Raw genomic sequence first — 19826 nt, 5'->3', positions numbered from 1 at the left:
AACGTGGCTTCGGACGCGGTGGTCTCGGTTGACGGCCAGATGATTTTGCTGGCGACAACGCCCGAAAAAAATCCATCGACAGCGTGGCAATTATCATTGTGGACACTCGCCCACAACTCTGGCAACTGCCTGATCTAGCGCGGGGTCGACCGGCGTTGCAGGCAAGCTCAAAGGATAAATGGAATGAGGGTACTCATCTGCGATCCCGTTTGTGCGCAGCCTTTTGGGCACAACGCGGTGCAGCTTAGCCTGTTCAAGCGCGCTCTCCGAAATTACTTTACGGACGTGATCGCCGTTTGCTGCAAGCATTTGCCGGCAGGGCTTGTCGAAAAACACGACTTCATCCCATTCTATGAATTTTATTATCATGATTTCCTAAAATTGCCCGGCTCCTCCACGGACTCCAAGGCAAAAAAGAGGCCCAGCGGCCAATATGTCGACGAGTTGGAGGCGATTGCGACCGCCGACGCAATACGCCTTATTGAGGCCTTTGGCGTGGGTGAGCAGGACACCGTTGTGTTCCCCAGCGTCGACTTCTACGGTGCGATCGGTTTCCTTAACGCACTGGCCCAGCGGCAGCAAGAACAGTGGCCGCGCATACTGATCCGCTTTATTGCCGTGATGGAGGGGGCGTCTAAATTTTACCGTAACGCTGAGGCCGAACTAATCGGCAGGATCATCGATGCGCGCAGCGCAGGCGTCAGGATGTCATTCAGTGCCGAAACTCCAAAGCTTGCCGAGCGGCTGTCGGAATTGCTCAACGATCTCGTTGTTACCACTCCATATCCTGACGTTCATGATGCTCTGCCGGTGCCACAGCTCGGACCCTTTGAGGTCTTCTGCCCAGGCTCCGCGAGGTACGACAAGGGTTTCTCACATTTACTGAGCATTTTCTCTGAGGTTCGCAAGCGTGACCGAATGCTGAACGTTCGTTTCAGCACCCAATCACTCAACCCCCGCGATGCGCAACACAATCAGAATTATATCTCACAGCTTTATGCCATTCCAGGCGTCGATCTGCTGCCAGCAATAATATCGGACGAGACGATGCTAGAGCACTTCAAAAGATGCAGTCTTGTTTTGTTGCCATACGATCGTACAATCTACGAGTTGCGCGGTTCAGCGGCTATGATGGAGGCTGTGTGCTTCGGGCGGCCTATCGTGACCCTTGCGGGAACGGCATTCGCGGAACAAATAGCCTGGTACCGCCTGGGCCGGGTGGTCGAGAGCGTTTCTGAAGTGGCAGATGTGATCCTCGAATTCTCTCGCCTCCCGGTGGAAAACATCGAGGCACGTGCCCGGCGTGGCCGCGCAAGATTTCTTACTGACGTCGCAAGTGGCTACACGGATTGGCTTGGAGCAACGTTGTGAAAATTATATTCATTGACCATTCTTTTCATAAGAAGACGCGCTCAAGTGATTTCTTCTTCGATTTGCTCGCCAGCAGACATTCAGTTGAACGCCTTTACGTAAATCCAAATGTTAAGGAAGAGCTTCTTTCACTAGATATCGTGTATGAATTCGATGTCGCGGTTCTTTGGCAGATGGATTTTCTCGCTCCGCTCGTATTAGCTCGCGGTATCAGGACTCTTGTTGTGCCCATGTATGATGGCTCCGCGCTAATGCCGGACCTTCATTGGCTTTTGTCTTCACAGGCACGCTTTGTAAATTTTAGCCGTCGCTTGCATGACCGTATGACGCTCTTGGGCTGTGGAAGCAAGTTAGTGAAATACTTTCTGCCACCTGTGCCGGCAGCCGAGCGAGCGCGCTTCGATGATGGCCTCAGGGTGATGCTTTGGCAGCGCCGGCCGGAGGAGGGAATCAATCTCTCCTTGGTAGAGCGACTGTTCGGCGACCAGCTACAGGCTGTACACATCCATGACGAGCCCGACGATCCCAAGGTTGACACGACACCTTACATGCGACGTAGCCTGCACGGCTACGAATTGACCACCTCACACTGGTTCCAGAGCCGGGCGGAGTTCGACCAACTGCTAACGCGATCCAACGTTCTGATCGCCCCGCGACAGAGTGAGGGTATCGGTATGGCGATGCTTGAAGGGTTCGCGCGGGGCATGCTGGTAGTGGCGAAAGATGCGCCAACGCATGACGAGTACGTCGCGAATTGGATCAATGGCGTGCTCTTTGATATCAATCATGTAGGCCTCGCAGACTTTGGCGGCGCTGCTGCAATGGGCGAAATGGCATGGCACACCGCCGTCAGCGGCCATGCAAAATGGGTGGCTTCGGAGCTCGATCTGCTCGAATTCATCGAGCAGATTCCGAAGCCTGAAGCGGTCTCCGACGTCGATCTCGACGTATTCGGCGGCAGCTTGGTCCGATCTTACCTGGGCGGCCTCGACACTTATGGCAGTTTCCTTCTCTCGAGTGCGCTTCTCGTTGAGCGAATGAGCGCGGTTCCGCTTGAAGGCCGGCTGGATGCAGCGGGTCGGTTTGCTCCCGACGGCGTCATTCCACCACAGGGGCGCCTCGACCAGACGCCGGAACTGACATGGATCGATCAGAATCGCATGGACGCTGCCGCGCTAGCAAGCGGCCGCTATGTGCTAGAGGGCGCAATGCTGCATGCCGAGGGGCATGCTTGGGTGCTTGGCGAGAGCATTGCGATCGGGTTTCGAACAGACCCGCAACTAGGTGCGACGAGACTGCTCCGCCTGCACTATACGTTGCCGCCCGACGCGAACGCCGACACCGGACATTGCCTCATGCTCAATGGATGCACGCTTCGCATTTCCCGATTTGACAGTCGAGGAGGCGTGATGGAGTATCCAATCCCACCGCAGGCCATGAAACGGGACAACGAGCTCTCGCTTATTGTCAACGCGAAGAGTTTTGTTTTCGGCAATGAGGCGCCCGTTAGCCTCGGCATTAAAAAGATCGAGCTCGTATGATGGCGCGGCGGAAGGGCATCGTCCGTGAATTGCTGCGCGTAACGAACGTGTTGACGACTAAGGGGCTAGAAGGGGGGCTCCTCGCTGAGGCTGACAAGGCGCGCGATGCGCGACGCTGGGCCGACGCGGCAGTGCTATATGGCAGGTTGCTTGCCACAGAGCCCGTGAACGCGCAGATCCTCGTGCAGTACGGGCATGCTCTCAAGGAGAGTGGCGATATTGAGGCAGGGCTCAATGCCTACCTGCGCGCGATTGAGGTCGATCCGATAAATTCCGACACGGCCCTCCACATCGGCCATGCTGCCAAACTGCTCGGCCGACGGTTGGAAGCGATTGAGTGGTACGGCCGAGCTGCCCTATGGCCCCCCGCGCAGGCGGATGCGTTTAAGGAGTTACGAGCGCTCAACGCCGTTGATAGCGATCTTGCTCCCCTGCTCCGCAAGGTGGATGACACTCTCGCCAAACCAGCCCGCACACTATGGCATGTTTTATGGCCTGCGTCCGCGAAAGGTGCCGGGAACAGCGCGGTTGTCAGAGCCTGGAACAAGAAACTAATGACGGAGCTTGAGCGACGCGGCGTTGCCGCGCCGTTAGAGCGCGTAGACAACAACGGCTCGCTGACCACCACGCATAACGCCGTGGTGGTCATAACCATTCCGGACCTGTTCGCGCTCGACACGCCGCCACTCGATCGCGCGACCGACGTGATACTGGAAGACCGTCGTATCGTACTTGTTCTATATTTGCCAGAAGCGGCTCGCTCTCATTCCGGGGACTGTCCTGAATTTCGTGTCAGGGCCACGTATCTCGATGCGTTGCTTGAGAGGTCAAATCTAATATTGACCGATACAGCCTTAGACGCTGAAATTTTGCGTGCATGGCTACACTCACGAAACCTTGTACGTGACGTTGAGCCGCTCGGCCTCTTGCGAACTTTAACGAGGAGGACGCCCGGCGATCATATGACCGCAGGTCCCGATATCGCGCTACTGCCCTCATGTGCTAATTTGACTCGCTCTCTGGTTGAGATGCATCGGCAGATTCAACCAGAAGGCTCCCTCGTTTTTGTCTCAAGCGGCGACACCACTCCGCCGGGGATGGAAGGAGCGGCGATTGTAGACGAGGTAGAAGGGCTGGCCCTGCTGGCCACCGCCCGAAGCATTCTCGTGCTTGCAGGACATGCGAATGCTCGCGAGTGGGTAGCCCTCGCATCGGACGCGGGAGCGCCGATACTCGCCGAACCTTCCCCGCACCTCTACAGTCTCTTCGGAGCCGAGATTGACGCCTACGTCCCATTCGCGGCCGGTCTCGGAACAGCCTGGGCTGCCGTTGGCCAACGCTCGACGCCGAGCAACCATCAGTTGGGTCGCTGGACGCAAAGTCTCTCAGCGCGACTTAACGGTATCACCAGCCAACCCTTAGGTAATCGTGGGCCCACCTTTAAGCTAGGTCAATTCTATTCCTTCGCCTCCAGTGGTGATGGCCTTGCATTGCGTTACGGGGCTTGGGCACCGCCGGAAGTCCACGGTTCGGAGGTGCTTAGCGAAGGCGCACAGCTCATGATTGCTCGCCCCTTCCTGGCCCTTGGTACCATGCGTTTCACAATTCTGGCTGCGACCTCGGCGCCCGGTCGCGTCCAGTTCTCGATTGAAGCAACACGCGGATCGAGAACATCGACTGTAACTACCTCCCTCCCTGGGGAGGGCTGGGGCTGGCTGTCCATCGATATCGAAATGCAGGATCTGTGCAGCGATGTCGTGAACATACTCGTGCGACCTAGAGTGACGGACGGCGACCAACTTGTTGACGCGAGCATTTATATTGGAGGCCTGATTGCTTACCCCGTTGACGAAGACAAGTTGTGGTTTGAATTTCTTGACCGCGCTTCGAGTGGCAAAGTGCCTGTCCTGCGAAGGCTTCGGCAATGGGCGCAAGCGCAAGCTCACGCTGTCGAATAACGCACGGCGCAGACGAGCCGACCTTGCTACTCCGCTGCGCAAACTGCCTATTGTGCGTGGATGCCTGAGCGTGGTCCTGACCCCATTTTGGGGCTCAGGGGCTATGCAAGTCTTCAGGCATCGAAGCTCAGTTTGCAATGGCGATCGGGGTCAAGCCTCCGGACGCGGCGCGGTCGTCGGCCGCAAGCAGTGCCCCCAACGGCGCTACATGAGCGCCGAGCTTCGCGTCGGCTGGATCTCACGATCATACGAAAGGTGTTTTCCGGCACCTCAATCGCCTTACGTGACATTCGAATGCAGCGCGCAGTCTCCCGGTTCGAGAGCTTCTGATCTGAGCCCCTAAAACTGGATCGCTTTGGGTTAGAGTTTTCCGTGTCGGTTCCCTTGGGCTGGGAGGAGCGGAAAGCGATGAAGGACTCGAAGTTTTCGGACGCGCAGAAGGCGTTCATCCTGAAGCAGGGTGTGGACGGGATTCCGGTGGCGGAGATCTGCCGGCGGGCCGGGATCAGCCAGGCGACCTATTTCAATTGGAAGAAGAAGTACGAGGGGCTTCTGCCGGCTGAGAGGCGCCGGCTGAAGCAGCTCGAGGACGAGAGCGCGAAGCTGCGCAAGCTGGTCGCCGATCTCGCCTTGGACCGCGAGATGCTGCAGGACGTTATCCGCCGAAATGTATGGTCCGCTCCGTCATTGCAAGGCGATTTGGGGGTCTGCTGACGATCGACAGTTTGCGTAAATGTATCCGGCCTCTCGCGAGTGGCCTGCTGTTGCAACCAGGCCATGATGAGATGCGCGCATGCCGTTCCCACTAAGCTGGTTCGGGCGCGGAGCCCGCTTTCGACCGAAGGGCTTACGGCATGCCGATCGACTGTCTCGTCATCATTCTCCCGGCCTCACAATCTGCTTCCCGGGTGCTTCTACGTAAGCGGCGTCCCGGCCCCACCTTTCGGGATGGGGCATGAACGTTGATGTTCCGAGCCTGGAGGGCTTGGACATATGACGATTTCAGAGCTTACGCTTAAATCGAGCGTCGAGATCGACGAGCCGGTTCGGCGGTTTGAGGTCTTCACGGGCGCGGGGCGCCGGCGGGATTGGTCTGCCGAGGACAAGGCGCGGATCGTGGCGGAGAGCTTCGAGCCTGGCGCGAGGGTGAGCGCCGTCGCGCGCCGCCATGCCTTGTCGCCGCAGCAATTGTTCACCTGGCGTCGCGAACTACGCAAGGCCGCGGATACGGTGCCCGCGTTCGTGCCGGCGGTGGTCGCGTCGGAATCTGCCGTCGCACCGGAGCGGTCGGCGCCAACGTCACGCTCGAAGCGGCGCACTCGGCAGCGCCGCGCGGCAGCCATAGAGATCGACGTCGCCGGTGTCAGGGTGACGATCGAGAACGGGGCGTCGCCGGCCACGATCGCGGCGGTGCTCGGCGCGTTGAAGGCCGGATCGTGATCGGCCCGACCGGCGCGGTCCGCGTCATGGTGGCGACGAAGCCGGTTGACTTCCGCAAGGGCGCCGAGGGCCTGGCCGCGCTGGTTCGCGAGACGATGGGCGCCGACCCGTTCTCCGGCACGGTCTACTTGTTCCGCGCCAAGCGCCCGGACCGGGTGAAGCTGGTGTTCTGGGACGGCACCGGCGTGGTGCTGGTCTCGAAGCGTCTGGAGGATGGCGAGTTCCGCTGGCCCAAGATCGAGGGCGGAGCCCTGCGGCTGACGGCGGCCCAGCTTCAGGCCCTGTTCGAAGGATTGGACTGGCGCCGGGTCCATGAACCGCAGCGGGCGGCGGCACCGGTCACGGCGAGCTGAAAGCGCTCGCAAGCATCTGACGAATATGATTGAATCGGCGTCATGGCCGCGCTCCCGCCAGAGCTTCCCCGTGACCCCGAGACGCTTCAGGCGATGCTGATCGCGCGGGAAGCGGAGATCGAGCGCCTGCGCCAGATCATCAAGGAGTTGCAGCGGCACCGCTTCGGCCGCCGGGCCGAGACCTTGCCGGAGGATCAGCTTCTGCTGGGACTGGAAGAGGCCGAGCAGGTCGAAGCCGCCGCGTTCGCGGCGTCCGAGGAGACAGCGCCGGCCGAGAAGGCCACCCGGGCTCGCCAGCGCCGCGCGAACCGCGGCGCGCTGCCGCCGCATCTGCCGCGGATCGAGATGATAGTCGACATCGAGAGCGACACTTGTCCTTGCTGTTCCGGCAAGCTCCATCGCATCGGCGAGGATGTAGCCGAGCGCCTCGACATCGTGCCGGCCCAGTTCCGTGTGCTCGTGCTGCGCCGCCCGAAATATGCCTGCCGGTCCTGCGAGGACGTCGTGGTGCAGGCTCCGGCCCCGGCCCGGTTGATCGAGGGCGGGATCCCGACCGAGGCGACGGTCGCCCAGGTGCTGGTCTCGAAATACGCCGATCATCTGCCGCTGTATCGTCAGGCTCAGATCTATGCGCGCCAGGGCGTCGTGCTCGATCGCTCGACGCTGGCCGATTGGGTCGGGCGCGCCGCCTTTCTGTTGCGGCCCGTGCATGAACGGATGCTGGCGGCGCTGAAGAGCTCGCCCAAGCTGTTCGCGGACGAGACCACGGCGCCTGTGCTCGATCCCGGCCGGGGCCGGACGAAGACGGGCCAGCTCTGGGCTTATGCCCGCGACGACCGGCTCTGGGGCGGCGCCGATCCACCCGGCGTCGTCTATGTCTATGCTCCCGACCGCAAGGCGGAACGGCCGATCGCTCATCTCGCCGGCTTCCGCGGCATCCTCCAGGTCGACGGCTACGGCGGCTACAAGGTGTTGGCCGAACGCGACGAGGTTCGCCTGGCCCTGTGCTGGTCGCATGTGCGGCGACGCTTCTACGAGCTCGCTCAGTCCGGCCCCGCTCCGATCGCCAGCGAAGCCCTCCAGCGCATCGCCGAGCTCTATCGCATCGAAGCCGCGATCCGTGGCCATGATGCCGATGCACGTCGGGTCGCGCGCCAGGAAAAGAGCAGGCCGATCCTCGAGGCCATGGAGCCATGGCTGCGCGAGAAGCTCAGCCTGATCAGCCAGAAGACGAAGCTCGCCGAGGCGATCCGCTATGCGCTCTCGCGTTGGCAGGGCTTGAGCCTCTTCCTCGATGACGGTCGCGTCGAAATCGACTCCAACACCGTCGAGCGCTCGATCCGGCCGTTGGCCCTGACCAGAAAGAATGCCCTCTTCGCCGGCTCCGACGGCGGTGCGGAGCATTGGGCCGTCATCGCCTCGCTCGTCGAAACCGCAAAGCTCAACCGCGTCGAGCCGCACGCCTATCTCGCCGACGTCATCGCCAGGATCGTCAGCGGCCATCCCAACAGCCGCATCGATGAACTGCTGCCATGGGCCTATCCGGCTCAGGCCGTTCTCAGGGACGTGGCCTGAGGACGACGCTTACGCTTCTACGGCATGAACGCAGGATCGCGTCGTTCGTAGAGCGCACCCGGCTTCTGGATGATCACCCACGCGATGCGAGCGATCTTGTTGGCCAGGCGACAGTCACCTTGTTGATGTGCATGCGCTGCTCCAGCGCATCGAGCCAGGCCCCGAGGGCGTGGCGTGTCCGATCCAGATGCATCAGACAGGACCGTGCGCCGTGGATCAGCAGGCGTCGGACATAGCCGTTGCCGCGCTTGCTGATCCCCAGCAGGGTCTGCTTGCCGCTGGTTGAGTGTTCCCGCGGCACGAGCCCGAGCCAGGCTGCGAGGTCGCGCGCCTTCCTGAACTGGACGCCGCGGCCGACTGCCGCGAGGAGAGCGCTGGCGCCGAGAGGACCGATGCCAGGCACAGTCATCAACCGCCGGGCGACGTCATCCCGCTGAACCAGCGCTTCGATCTCGCGTGTGATCTCGGCAATCCGACCTTCGAGGCGTCCCAGGTCTTCGAACAGGCCTGTCAGCAATCGGCGCATCGCCGGCGATAGATCGTTTTCCTGATCGGCCACGACACGCGACAGATCAAGTTTGAAGACACCGGCGCCTTGCCGGATGGCGACACCGTATTCGAGACAGAAGCCGCGCATCTGGGTGATCATCCGCGTGCGCTGCATCACCATCTGGTCCCGCACGCGATGTAAAGACTGGACGTCGATCTGCTCGATTGCCTTGACCTCGACGAGCCGCATCGACGGGCGTGTCACCGCCTCAGCGATCGCTTCGGCATCAAGCGTGTCAGACTTGTTCGACTTCAGATACGGCTTCACAAACTGCGCTGGCATGATGCGCACGCGATGGCCGAGACCTTGGAGCTTGCGCGCGAGCCACTGCGAGCCAGGACAGGCTTCCATGCGGACGAGGGCTGGCGCTGCCCGCTCGAAGAACGCCAGCAAGGTCTCGCGGCGGAACTTCATCCGCCGAAGGAGCTGGCCGCTCGGATCCACGCCGACGACGTGGAAGATGTTCTTGCCGAGATCGACACCGTAGACGGTGGCATCACAAGACTGGTGCTGGCTCATGACTCTCCTCCTCCTCCTGGATCATCACAGCATGACGGTGGGAGACGGAGCGGACCATCCCACTAGCTCTGAGGCCTGGTCGCAAGCGCGAGCTCGTCGGCCTGATCTGTGGCGAGTGGCAGGTGTCGATCCGACGGGCCTGTGCGGTCCTGGAATTCGACACGTCGAGCTACCACTACAAATCCTGCCGGCCTGACCAGGCCCCCTTGCCAGCCCGGATCAAGGCGATCTGCGAGACCCGCGTTCGCTATGGCTATCGTCGTGTCGACGTGCTGCTGCGACGCGAGGGCTGGCCTGTCAATCAGAAGCGGATTCGGAGGATCTACAATGAGTTAGGCTTGCAGCTCAAGAACAAGACGCCCAAGCGCCGGGTCAAGGCGAAGCTGCGCGAAGACCGCGCGCCGGCGACGCGGCCGAACGATGTCTGGGCGATGGACTTCGTTCATGATCAGCTCGACACCGGGCGTAAGATTCGGGTTCTCACGGTGGTTGACACCTTCTCGCGCTTCTCGCCGGCGGCCGATCCCCGCTTCAGCTACCGGGCCGAGGACGTCGTCGCCACGCTGGAAAGGGTCTGCGCGAAACTTGGCTATCCGAAGACGATCCGTGTCGATCAGGGTTCCGAGTTCGTCAGCCGCGACCTCGACCTGTGGGCCTACGCCAAGGGCGTCACGCTCGACTTCTCCCGCCCGGGAAAGCCGACCGACAATGCCTTCATCGAAGCCTTCAACGGCCGTTTCCGCAGCGAGTGCCTGAACACGCACTGGTTCCTGACGCTTGCAGATGCGGCCGAAAAGATGGAGGCTTGGGTCAGATATTATAACGAGGATCGGCCGCACGTGGCCATCGGCAACAAACCACCGATCCTGTTGCAGAATCCCGGCGGGACACCCAGCTCACCGCCGTGATCGAAGGCCGGAAACTCCAGCCTCCGGCGCTCCAGCAAATGGTCTCGGATCAGAAGGCCGGAAACTCCAGCCTCCGACGGTCCAGCAAATGGTCTCGGATCAACGAAACTCAGGACTCTCCCTCAGACCGGAGGAGAAAAGGGTCTCAGGTCACTTCTGGAGAAATATCCCGTGTAACCCGGCCGATTGTCTCCCCCGCGTCATCTCCTGGCTCACCGTCCACTACAAAGCGGACCAGCGTAGGTGCGACCCGGAAATGGCCCCACTCATATGTGGAACGGCCCGACAGGCGCGGTGTTTGTGGAGTTCCGATCCATCCAGGACTGTGCAAACATGTTGAGATGAACCGCCCTACTGTCGCGGCTGCCACTTCACCTAGCGGCGCAATCACCCCGACCGCATGATCGTCTGCGGCCTGGAGTGCCGTCGGTTGGTCGTGCTTCTTCCGGATCGCTGGCCACGTCGGAAGGCTAGCTCAGGCAACAGCCCGTCGTCCGCTCGGCCGCCCGTGACCGCGTGTGTTTCGGTGGCGTTACACGCGGCTGTAGACATCCTCGATGCGAACGATGTCGTCCTCGCCGAGATAGGATCCGACCTGAACTTCAATCAACTCAAGTGGAATCTTCCCGGGATTTGCCATCCGGTGGACGCAACCGATCGGCAGGTAAATGGACTCGGTCTCATGCACGACGATGATCTCGCCGTTGCGCGTCACCTCGGCTGTGCCGCGTACCACAACCCAATGCTCGGCGCGGTGGTAGTGCTTTTGCAGGGATAGCACACCGCCCGGCTTCACCGTGATGCGCTTGACCTGATAGCGTGAACCCATATCGACGGAGAGGTATTTTCCCCAAGGCCTCTGAATTTCGCGATGAGCGCCCGCTTCCGACTCGCCATTGGCGGTGATCAAGGCAACCATTTCCTTGACCTTGTCGGCCTTGGCCTTCGGAGCGACAAGCACGGCGTCGCGTGTCGAGATCACCGCGATGTCATCGAGGCCGATCACGGCGACAAGCGCATCTTCCGACCGGACGAGATTATTCGAGCCGTCGAGTACATAGCCGCGACCCTCGACGACATTGCCGTCGGCGTCCTTGTCAGAAAGGTCCCAGACTGCCGACCAGGCACCAACGTCTGACCAACCGAACTTGCCCGAGACGACCGCAGCCTTCTTGGTCCGTTCCATGACGGCATAATCGATCGAGATCTTCTTGGCTTGGCCGAAGGCGGCGAGGTCAAGCAGAACGAAATCGAGATCGGTTTTGGCCCGTGCCACGGCTTCGACAACCGGATGAAGGACTTCGGGTTCGAAAGCCTCGAGTTCGTTGCGCATCGTGGCCGCATCGAAGATGAAATTACCCGAGTTCCAGAGATATCCGTCGAGCAAGTACTGGGTGGCGCGTGCCTCGTCCGGCTTTTCGACGAACGCGGCTACCTCGCGGGCGCCGTCTCCAATGTCGTCACCGAGGCGGATATAGCCATAGCTGCTCGCCGGATGGGTCGGCGCGATGCCGATCGTAACAATGCGTCCTTGTGCCGCGACCGCCGCGGCTTGCCGGCAGGTTTCAACGAACTGGGAGCCGTCTTGGACGACATGGTCGGCTGCGAACACGCCCACGATTGCGTCAGGGTCTCGCGCGAGCGCGAGTTCCGTCGCTACGGCAACTGCAGCGGCCGAGTCGCGACGGGTTGGCTCAAGCACGATCTGAGCGGTCGCGCCGATGGCAAGCAATTGTTCCTGGACCGTAAAGCGGTATTCGGTATTGGTGATGACGATCGCGGAGGCGAAGACCTTTTCATCGGCGAGCAGTGCCATCGCGCGCTGAAAAGTCGATTCCCTTCCGAACAGAGAAATAAATTGCTTCGGCATCGTGTCCCGGGAGACGGGCCACAACCGAGAACCCGCACCACCGCACATGATGACAGGTATAATTCTTGTAGGCATGGGCTGCAGACCTATGTGGAGCTCTACGTCAACGTCCGTACATCAAGTCCGCCCTTCATTCTATAGAGAAGGCGCAATCTGAATGGCTTTCGCTCCGGTTTGTGGCTTGCAGGCATCAGGTTGCCGTCATTGTCGTTCAGATAGAGCGGATTGCTATGCCCATATTAAGCTAGATAAGAACGTCAGTAAGTACGAACGATTGCCCGGATAGCCCGTGGCCACCGCCTGTACGACTTCCCTTCGATCGTCGTTGGCGCTACGCACAATTCGAACTCCGGATGGCGCCCCGGTGCCTTTGCGTCACCTCCATCCTTGAACAGCGTTCGAGCTCGGGACGATCGGCCTCACATGACCAGCCTGAAATTCGGAACCTCCGGCCTGCGCGGCCTTGTCAGCGAACTCGTCGGCCTGCCGACCTACAGCCATGTTCGCGCCTTCTGCGCCGTGCTCCGCGAGGACGACGAGACGCAAAGAGAAGTTCTGATCGGGCGGGACTTGCGTTCATCGAGCCCGCTCATCGCCGCGCAGGCCACCCAGGCGATCGCGGATGCGGGCCTCGTTCCGGTCGACTGCGGGGCGTTGCCGACACCGGCGCTGGCTCTGGCCGCGATGACGCGTGGGTGCGCTGCCATCATGGTGACGGGAAGCCATATTCCCGATGATCGCAACGGGCTGAAATTTTATCGGGCGCAGGGTGAAATCGACAAGGCCGACGAGGCACAGATCCTGGCCTGGCATGGCCGGCTTGGCCTGAGCGCGATGCCCACCCTGCAGGCCAAGGCTGCCCCCTATGATGCGCTGACGGCTTACCAAGCCCGTTATGCGGATTTCTTCGGCAGCTCGGCCCTCGCGGGGCTGACCGTCGGGGTCTACCAGCATTCCTCCGTCGGCCGGGACGCGATCTGCGAGGTTCTGGCCGCGCTCGGCGCGAAAGCTCTGCCGCTGGGACGCAGCGACAGCTTCATCCCCGTCGATACCGAAGCCTTGCGTCCTGAAGACGAGGCCCTGGCGCGGCAGTGGGCCGCCGAGCAGCGGCTCGATGCCATCGTCTCGACGGATGGCGATGCGGACCGTCCCCTTGTCGCCGATGAACGCGGAACCTTCCTGCGCGGCGATCTCGTCGGCGCATTGACTGCACGGTTTCTTGGGGCCGACGCGATCGTAACCCCCGTCACCTCGAATTCCGCGCTCGACCGGCCGGGGCTGTTCGCGCGCGTGGTTCGCACACGCGTCGGCTCACCCTATGTCATCGCAGGCATGGAACAGGCCTCAAACGAGGGCGCAGCGGTCGTCGTCGGCTTCGAAGCCAATGGCGGTGTGCTGCTCGGCTCGAATGTCACCCGCGATGGACGCGTGCTGGCGGCCCTGCCGACGCGCGATGCGATGCTCCCGATCCTGTCGACCCTGGCTCTCAAGGCAAGGCAGGGCAAGCATCTGAGCGAAATCGCGACAGAGGCCGGCTTCGCCGTAGCGCTGTCGAACCGGCTCCAGGAGATCCCCCAGGATCGCACCGCCGCGTTGATCACCAGGCTCGATGCCGACGACGCGGCGTTTCGCAACGACAGTTTCTCCGGCCATGGCGGAGTGGTCGCCCGCGATCGCAGCGACGGTCTGCGGCTGACGCTGGCGGATGGCGGCACGGTGCATTTCCGGGCGTCAGGCAATGCCCCCGAGCTGCGCGTCTATGTGGAGGCTGCCACGCCGGCCCTCGCCGAAGCGCTGCTAGCCGAGAACCTCGCCTTCGCCGCCGCTCAGACCCGTTGACGGACCGAGAACCGGGCGGCGGGGTTCGATGATGAAGGACGTCCCGTCGGCAGAAGATGTGCACGGCGCGAAAGAGCTATTCGGCTAAGCACCCGGCAACGCGGGCCGCGAAAGCCCGTTGGGTAGCCCGAGCCGCGGCTGCCTAATCCCGATAATCTCCGCATCTCCGATCACAATGGTGCTGAGCGCTGCGCTTGATGGCGCGTTCTTCAGGCACGAAACCCGAAAGGCTCGTTCGCTTCCACTTCAAGGCTCTGGGCTTTCATCAGTTTCTTGAACGCTTGGACCGAAAGATGCCGCCGTTTTGTCTGCAACACGGGTTCGCCACGCCGAAGGCGCTGATCGAGGGCGCGTTCGGCCCAGGCGTGCCAGGAGCTTTGAAGCGCGACGTAGGATTTTGTGGTGCCATGGGAGCCCTGGAGACAGGCGAGTGCCTTGCGAATGCTGACGCAGACGCGCCTGCTACCGCTCTTGTGGGCTTCCTCGAAAAGCGGGGCGCAGAAAACGTCGGCGACCGCGCCGCCGGCTTCGTCGAGGTCCAACCGGGCACCGAAGATTGACTTCCCGCCGGCCCAAGTTTCAACCCAGGCGAGCGCCTCGTCAAAGAGCGCGACGTTGCGGGGATTGTCCACGGCGTGGAGTGACCCTGTTTCCTCCACCCATGCTGGCGAAACGCCCACGAGTAGATGCAGGCCGAGGGCCGCACGCTTGCGAATATGGGCACTGTGCTCGTGCAGATGCAGGTGCAGGTTGGAGCGGTAGTCGCGCCCGTCCTCGAATTGCGGCGTGTTGGGTGGTTGCCATACGAGCGCTGTGCCGGCGATCGCATCGCAGCGAATTTCGCTTCGCCCATCGAGACGCCTGGCATGGCGGCTCATCGCGGTCAGATAATTGGCATTCTTGATCGGAGCGGCGCGAACGAAGGCAAACATGTCTGTCGCCTCAGCCTTCGCGGTCGCGCTTTTCGATCGTAATGAGGCGCTGCAGGTAGGCCTTGACGACCTCCGGCGGCGTCAGCAGCGGCGTCTTTGCCTGAGCCGCGATCTCCCCGACGAACTTCTCGACCCCCTTCCTTGCATCGATCATGTAGGTCGGCGCGAAAGGCGAATAGATGAGGGTGGTCTTGTTGTTCTGGGGCGGCCTGACATGTCCGAGCCAAACGCTGATCTGCCCGGGATCGATGCCCTCGCGTGTCATGAAGCGGCCAAGGCTGTGACGCACCGAATAGCTGTTGATGTCATCGGGCAAGCCGGCGCGGGCGATAGCGCGCTGAACCCCGGTCTTGACGCTAGCGACAGGCTTCTCGCGCCAGGTGATCAGGCGTCCCTGAGGAATAAGAGCCAGCCATGGCTGCAGCGACCGCTGGATCGGCAGGATGGGGCGATATTTGTCCGTCTGGACGCGGCCCTTTGGGTTGAGGTCGATTAGCGAATGCTCGCGATCGATCTGGTCGCCCTCAACTTCGAGAACCGACGATTGGCGCCCCGCAGTGGCAAACAGCAAAGCCCAGTACAGCAGGAGATGGGGCTCGTTGGTGGCATCGTAGAGTTTGGCCAGGGCCGCAGTGCCGCAGGGGTCGGCCTTGGGCTCGGCCGTGCGCACATGGTTGGCGGTCCGAAACTCCGGAATCTTCGGAGCGTCCTTCGCGGAAAGCTGCTTGTTGTCGACTGCGCGCTTGATGGCGGATCGCAGTGTCGAAAGCCGTCGGCTGACCGTGCGGATCTTGGCGCCTTTCGCGACCCGGTCTTCGCGCAGTGCCTCAAAATCCCGGAGGGTCAGCGCAGCCACGCGCTTGCTGGCGATGGCGGATGCGCAGATCAGATCAATATGGATCGTCGCGGCCTCGACTGAGGCCAGGCCCTTCACATAATCCCGGTGTTCATCGAGGACATCGAACACGGTCCGGACGGGCTTTGTTGGCAGTGCAGCACTAGGGTCGCCCGTCATCCCCAATTCGCTGAGCTGCCTGACGCGGTCGGTCGCGGCGCTGTTCACCTTCGTTTTCAGGCTGCGGCGCCCAGTTTGCTGAACGTCCGGGTCGTACCAGGCGATGTAGAAGATCCCGTTCTGATGTCGAACGAGCGCGTACGCGCCGAAGTTTTCGATGGTGATGTAGGTCGCGGGCATAGTGCCTCCACGCGGCCACAGATGGTGGCCGAAACGACAGCTATCGGGATGGAAGAGAGGCCTGGTCGAGCCCCGGCTAGCGCGCAGGCAACTCGTCGCACTGCTCGGGTGGCTTCGCCGGGATGCTGCGGCCACGCTTCATGAAGAGCGCGACCTCATCCGAGACGAAAAGCAGGCGGCCAGGGACCGGCATGGCCGGCAGAGCACCGCTCCGAGCCAGGCGCGTGATCGTGGCCTTGGAGACACGCAGGCGGCCGGCGACTTCGCTTGCTGTCATCACGAGGGGCAGGTCGGGGTGAGGCGCGCGATTCGGCATGGCGATTTCCTGTTAGCGTGAATCTAACAAGAAAATACCAAAGATGAGGAGTCAAGCTTTCTGTTGCGGGATTGGTGGATAGACAGGTTTGGCGGTGAGCGGATGGCGCGCGGCCGACTGGGGCGTCGGAGCCGACGGTTAAGCCGGGCGGATCGTTTGCTTTTCGAGAAAGTCGGCCAACGTCGCGAAACGCTCGTCCCCATAGGGCAGTGTAACGTCAATGACGGGGTCGCCCTCGACCACAGAAATCACGCCGCGAAACTCGGGCTTCATCGCCGAAAATGTCCGTTCAAAGCTCGTCAGCCTCAGGTTTTTCACGACGATCACGTGGTCGCAGGTCACGACAGCTCGCAAGACCGTTGCCTCGAAGAGGGCGTCGAAGTCGCGCGCATGTGAAAGAGGGTCGCGACTGTCGGCTATCAGGATCGCCGTCCGCCTACCTGGGAATCCCTGACGGACTACCAGTGAGCTCTGTTGATGAGGCTCGTGGAGCGGGGCGATCGAAAAGCCCGGGCCCAGCGAAGCGCGATTTGCATTCGGACTATCACGAGCCGACTGAGGGAACAGGTAGGCCTGCAGAATCTGCGAAAGGGTCACCTGATGGGCGACTTCGTGCGGACTACTTGGCCTGAAAAGGTCATCCGCCGCGCTCCGAAAGCTGGCGACGCTTCCTTCGCCTGCAAGAAGGCGCCGCAGAAGTTCGTCTTCTCGACGTGGATCTTTCTTTCCGACGCGTGCGATCGCCTCCACCGACATCAAGGGTGGGTAGTTGAGCGCCAACTGGTCGAGGTCGAGACCTTTCGATAGAAGGTAGGTCAAGGCGACGAGTTGCCGGTAGACGGTGTTGGGGGCCTTTCCGACCTTCTTGCTGATCCTGTCCAGCAGCTCGGCGCGAAACGGCCGGGGCGTCGTCTGAAACTCCTTCCAGAATGGAAGCGAAAGCGAAATCCAGTTCGCGCTTCCCTTCGATTTCGCAGATGACATCGCTCAGGTCTCGCGCTGCGCAATTGACAGAGTGTTTGTTACACCACATCATAACAAGAGTGATCAACTCAGTCCGCCAACCGACCGAGGGATGGCCCGCAGTCCGTGAGGGTTATGCACAGGCGCGCCCGTCGACGCCGGTGGTCGCCGGTGATGCTTTCGGTGGCGAACCCCGAATCGCGAGGTCTGCGTTGCTCTGGGCTGCGGGCGTTCGCCAGGTGCGGCCGGTGCTGAAAAATCGCCTGCGTGTAAATTGCGTGCAAAATGGAATTTTTTTGGCCGTTGTTTCCGAGGCCAAAATCAAAAGCCCCGGAAATCGCTTTTCTGAAGCGATTTCCGGGGCTTGGAAAATGGTGGGCGCGACAGGGATCGAACCTGTGACCCCTACGATGTCAACGTAGTGCTCTCCCGCTGAGCTACGCGCCCGTTCGCCGCTGAAAGCGACTTCCGGTAGCGTGTCCGGGCCGTGTTGGCCGCAACCACGCTGCGAGGTGAGGGGGCTATAGCGGCTCGCTTCGCAGCTTGCAAGGCGTTTGCCGCATAAATTCTACGAGGCTGTTGGCATCTCCGACTGCGGGGGTCGACTGGCGGCGCATTCCGCGCTTCCGGGGCTCACATACAAGCGTATGCTTCGCTCCGGTCCTCGAAAAACACCGCCATTCGGCACGCCGCAGCACGGTGCCAAACAGCTTCTCAAGCCGCCAACAGCTTCTCGACTTCGTTGACGAGCTCGCGCAGATGGAAGGGCTTGGAGAGCACCTTCGCGTCCTTCGGCGTCTGCGAATCAGGGTTGAGCGCGACCGCGGCGAAGCCGGTGATGAACATCACCTTGATGTCGGGATCGAGCTCGGTGGCGCGGCGCGCCAGCTCGATGCCGTCCATCTCCGGCATGACGATGTCGGTGAGCAACAGCTCGAACGGCTCCTCGCGGAGACGATTATAGGCCGACAGGCCATTGTCGAAGGAAGCGACGTCATAGCCTGCATTCTGCAGGGCCTTGACCAGGAAGCGACGCATGTCGTTGTCGTCTTCCGCGAGCAGTATCTTCGTCATGGGCCTGTTCTGTCCGTCCTGAGGCCTGCGTTTCGATGCGTCTGGCGTACGGGACGTCCGCCGGGCCTTGGAAAGGGCCTGCGTACTCGCCTGTCCGCACAGTGGGAACCATACAGGCCTATAAGGCGCCATCATGGTAAACAACGGGTGAATCCGAGCATGGATTTCCACCGCTTCACGACATCGCTTCAACCGGCCGGGTTTGTGTGCTTCTCTCGTGGGACATGAGCGTGTTCTCCGCCCCTTTCCCGCCGGACCCCGACGACGTCGTCGCCGAGATCGAGCGGCCGTTCAGCCTGTATCAGCCGGCACTTCAGGTCGTGCCGGTGGTGGTCGACGTGCCCCATGCGGGACGGTGCTATCCGCGCGGTTTCGTCGAGGCGGCGCGGCTGCCGCTGCGCAGCCTCCGGCGCTCGGAGGACGCTTTCGTCGACCGCCTGTTCGGGCAAAGCGTCGCGCTGGGCGCGCCTTTGCTGGTGGCGGAATTCCCCCGCGCCTATCTCGACGTCAACCGCGAGCCCTATGAGCTCGATCCGCGCATGTTCGAGGGCCGGGTACCGCCCTTCGCCAATACGCGCTCGATGCGGGTTGCCGGCGGGCTTGGCACCATTCCCCGCATCGTCGGCGACGCGCAGGAGATCTATTTCGGGCGCATCCCGATCGCGGAGGGGCTCGCGCGAATCGACGGGCTTTACCGGCCCTATCACGCTGGCTTGCGCGGGCTCGTCCAGCGCACCCAAGGGGCGTTCGGCACCTGCATCCTGGTCGACGCGCATTCGATGCCATCAGCCGGGCTCGACCGGGACGGGCTGTCGAAGTCCGACATCATCCTGGGCGATCGCTTCGGTACGAGCGCGGCGGGCTATATCATCGACATCGCCGAACAGGCCTTCACGCGGCTCGGCTTCAGCGTCTCCCGCAACCGGCCCTATGCCGGCGGCTTCATCACCGAGCATTACGGCGCGCCGGCTGCGGGGGTCCATGCCCTGCAGATCGAGGTCAACCGGGCGCTTTACATGAACGAAGCGACGCTGGAGCCGCATGTGGGCTTCACGGCAGTCGAGCAGGCGATCGCGAGCGCGATGGCCGATTGCTTCGCGCGCTGGAGCGGCTGGCTCGACGACTGGCGCGAGGCTGCCGAATAAGGCTGCCGACGATCGGAACCAGAGCCGGCAGACAAAAAAAGGGCCGCACACTTGCGTGGCGGCCCAAGTCTAGGGAGGAAACGCCCAAGGAGGGCAATGAAGGTTTGAGGTCATCTCCCCTTCGCAGTGCACAATATGAGAGTGCGCTGCAAAACACAAGCGAAATTGACCAAAATCGCAGGCGTCATGCGCGTGTCGCATGACAGCGTGCTAATTTTCGGGTTTTTCGTGGAATTTTGGCGATCGAGCCTGTTTCGGAACTCGTATTCTACGGCAT

General features: G+C 61.6%; 14 protein-coding genes, 1 tRNA gene and 3 pseudogenes. 10 read left to right on the top strand and 8 right to left on the bottom strand.

Annotated elements, in window-relative coordinates:
- Positions 1-183 precede the first annotated feature (183 nt).
- From AB4Z16_RS06175 to tnpC, 7 genes and pseudogenes are all read left to right on the top strand, one after another.
- A complete protein-coding gene (locus AB4Z16_RS06175) occupies positions 184-1371 on the top strand; it encodes a glycosyltransferase (RefSeq protein ID WP_441510458.1) in 1188 nt (395 codons plus the stop codon).
- Positions 1368-2912 (top strand): glycosyltransferase, encoded by a 1545-nt coding sequence (locus AB4Z16_RS06170; protein ID WP_441510457.1) that lies wholly within the window; start codon positions 1368-1370, stop codon positions 2910-2912. The genes AB4Z16_RS06175 and AB4Z16_RS06170 overlap by 4 nt, the downstream gene beginning before the upstream one ends.
- Positions 2909-4870 (top strand): tetratricopeptide repeat protein, encoded by a 1962-nt coding sequence (locus AB4Z16_RS06165; RefSeq protein WP_441510456.1) that lies wholly within the window; start codon positions 2909-2911, stop codon positions 4868-4870. Before AB4Z16_RS06170 ends, AB4Z16_RS06165 begins: the two co-directional genes overlap by 4 nt.
- A gap of 408 nt (positions 4871-5278) precedes the next feature.
- A pseudogene (locus AB4Z16_RS06160) lies at positions 5279-5536 on the top strand (transposase); the annotation flags it as partial.
- Positions 5537-5863: 327 nt separating this feature from the next.
- Positions 5864-6310 carry an IS66-like element accessory protein TnpA gene (tnpA, locus tag AB4Z16_RS06155; protein WP_441510455.1) on the top strand — a complete coding sequence of 149 codons (447 nt, stop codon included), beginning with the start codon at positions 5864-5866 and terminating at the stop codon, positions 6308-6310.
- A complete protein-coding gene (gene tnpB, locus AB4Z16_RS06150; RefSeq protein WP_441510454.1) occupies positions 6307-6663 on the top strand; it encodes an IS66 family insertion sequence element accessory protein TnpB in 357 nt (118 codons plus the stop codon). The genes tnpA and tnpB overlap by 4 nt, the downstream gene beginning before the upstream one ends.
- A gap of 42 nt (positions 6664-6705) precedes the next feature.
- Positions 6706-8238, top strand: coding sequence for an IS66 family transposase (gene tnpC / locus AB4Z16_RS06145; RefSeq protein ID WP_441510453.1), 1533 nt, complete (start codon positions 6706-6708; stop codon positions 8236-8238).
- Between the two features lie 17 nt (positions 8239-8255).
- Here the strand turns inward: tnpC and AB4Z16_RS06140 are convergent.
- Positions 8256-9307, bottom strand: a pseudogene (locus AB4Z16_RS06140) (IS110 family RNA-guided transposase).
- A 65-nt stretch (positions 9308-9372) separates the two neighbouring features.
- Between AB4Z16_RS06140 and AB4Z16_RS06135 the strand changes: the two are divergent.
- Positions 9373-10215 (top strand): annotated as a pseudogene (locus AB4Z16_RS06135) (IS3 family transposase); the annotation flags it as partial.
- A gap of 532 nt (positions 10216-10747) precedes the next feature.
- On the opposite strand, the gene AB4Z16_RS06130 reads toward AB4Z16_RS06135, so the two are convergent.
- Positions 10748-12160 carry a mannose-1-phosphate guanylyltransferase/mannose-6-phosphate isomerase gene (locus AB4Z16_RS06130; protein WP_441510452.1) on the bottom strand — a complete coding sequence of 471 codons (1413 nt, stop codon included), beginning with the start codon at positions 12158-12160 and terminating at the stop codon, positions 10748-10750.
- A gap of 348 nt (positions 12161-12508) precedes the next feature.
- Between AB4Z16_RS06130 and AB4Z16_RS06125 the strand changes: the two genes are divergently transcribed.
- Positions 12509-13924, top strand: coding sequence for a phosphomannomutase (locus AB4Z16_RS06125; RefSeq protein ID WP_441510451.1), 1416 nt, complete (start codon positions 12509-12511; stop codon positions 13922-13924).
- Positions 13925-14133: 209 nt separating this feature from the next.
- On the opposite strand, the gene AB4Z16_RS06120 is transcribed toward AB4Z16_RS06125, so the two are convergent.
- From AB4Z16_RS06120 to cpdR, 6 genes are all read right to left on the bottom strand, one after another.
- Positions 14134-14856 carry a hypothetical protein gene (locus tag AB4Z16_RS06120; RefSeq protein WP_441510450.1) on the bottom strand — a complete coding sequence of 241 codons (723 nt, stop codon included), beginning with the start codon at positions 14854-14856 and terminating at the stop codon, positions 14134-14136.
- A 10-nt stretch (positions 14857-14866) separates the two neighbouring features.
- Entirely contained in the window at positions 14867-16051 is a 1185-nt protein-coding gene (locus AB4Z16_RS06115; protein WP_441510449.1) for a tyrosine-type recombinase/integrase, read from the bottom strand.
- 76 nt (positions 16052-16127) lie between these two features.
- Entirely contained in the window at positions 16128-16367 is a 240-nt protein-coding gene (locus AB4Z16_RS06110) for a helix-turn-helix domain-containing protein (RefSeq protein ID WP_441510448.1), read from the bottom strand.
- A gap of 138 nt (positions 16368-16505) precedes the next feature.
- Positions 16506-17351: a hypothetical protein gene (locus tag AB4Z16_RS06105; RefSeq protein WP_441510447.1), complete on the bottom strand. Its 846-nt coding sequence runs from the start codon at positions 17349-17351 to the stop codon at positions 16506-16508.
- A 351-nt stretch (positions 17352-17702) separates the two neighbouring features.
- A tRNA-Val gene (locus AB4Z16_RS06100) sits at positions 17703-17777 on the bottom strand.
- Positions 17778-18044: 267 nt separating this feature from the next.
- Positions 18045-18404, bottom strand: a complete 360-nt coding sequence (cpdR, locus tag AB4Z16_RS06095) for a cell cycle two-component system response regulator CpdR (RefSeq protein WP_038363805.1) — start codon at positions 18402-18404, stop codon at positions 18045-18047.
- A 230-nt stretch (positions 18405-18634) separates the two neighbouring features.
- Between cpdR and AB4Z16_RS06090 the strand changes: the two genes are divergently transcribed.
- Positions 18635-19549 carry an N-formylglutamate amidohydrolase gene (locus AB4Z16_RS06090; protein ID WP_441510446.1) on the top strand — a complete coding sequence of 305 codons (915 nt, stop codon included), beginning with the start codon at positions 18635-18637 and terminating at the stop codon, positions 19547-19549.
- The last annotated feature ends 277 nt before the right edge of the window (positions 19550-19826 follow it).

The sequence above is a fragment of the Allobosea sp. TAF32 genome (genome assembly GCF_052113585.1).
Lineage (GTDB): Bacteria > Pseudomonadota > Alphaproteobacteria > Rhizobiales > Beijerinckiaceae > Allobosea.
The sequence above is the reverse complement of the archived record's forward strand: the minus strand, read 5'-3'. Positions and strand labels throughout refer to the sequence as shown.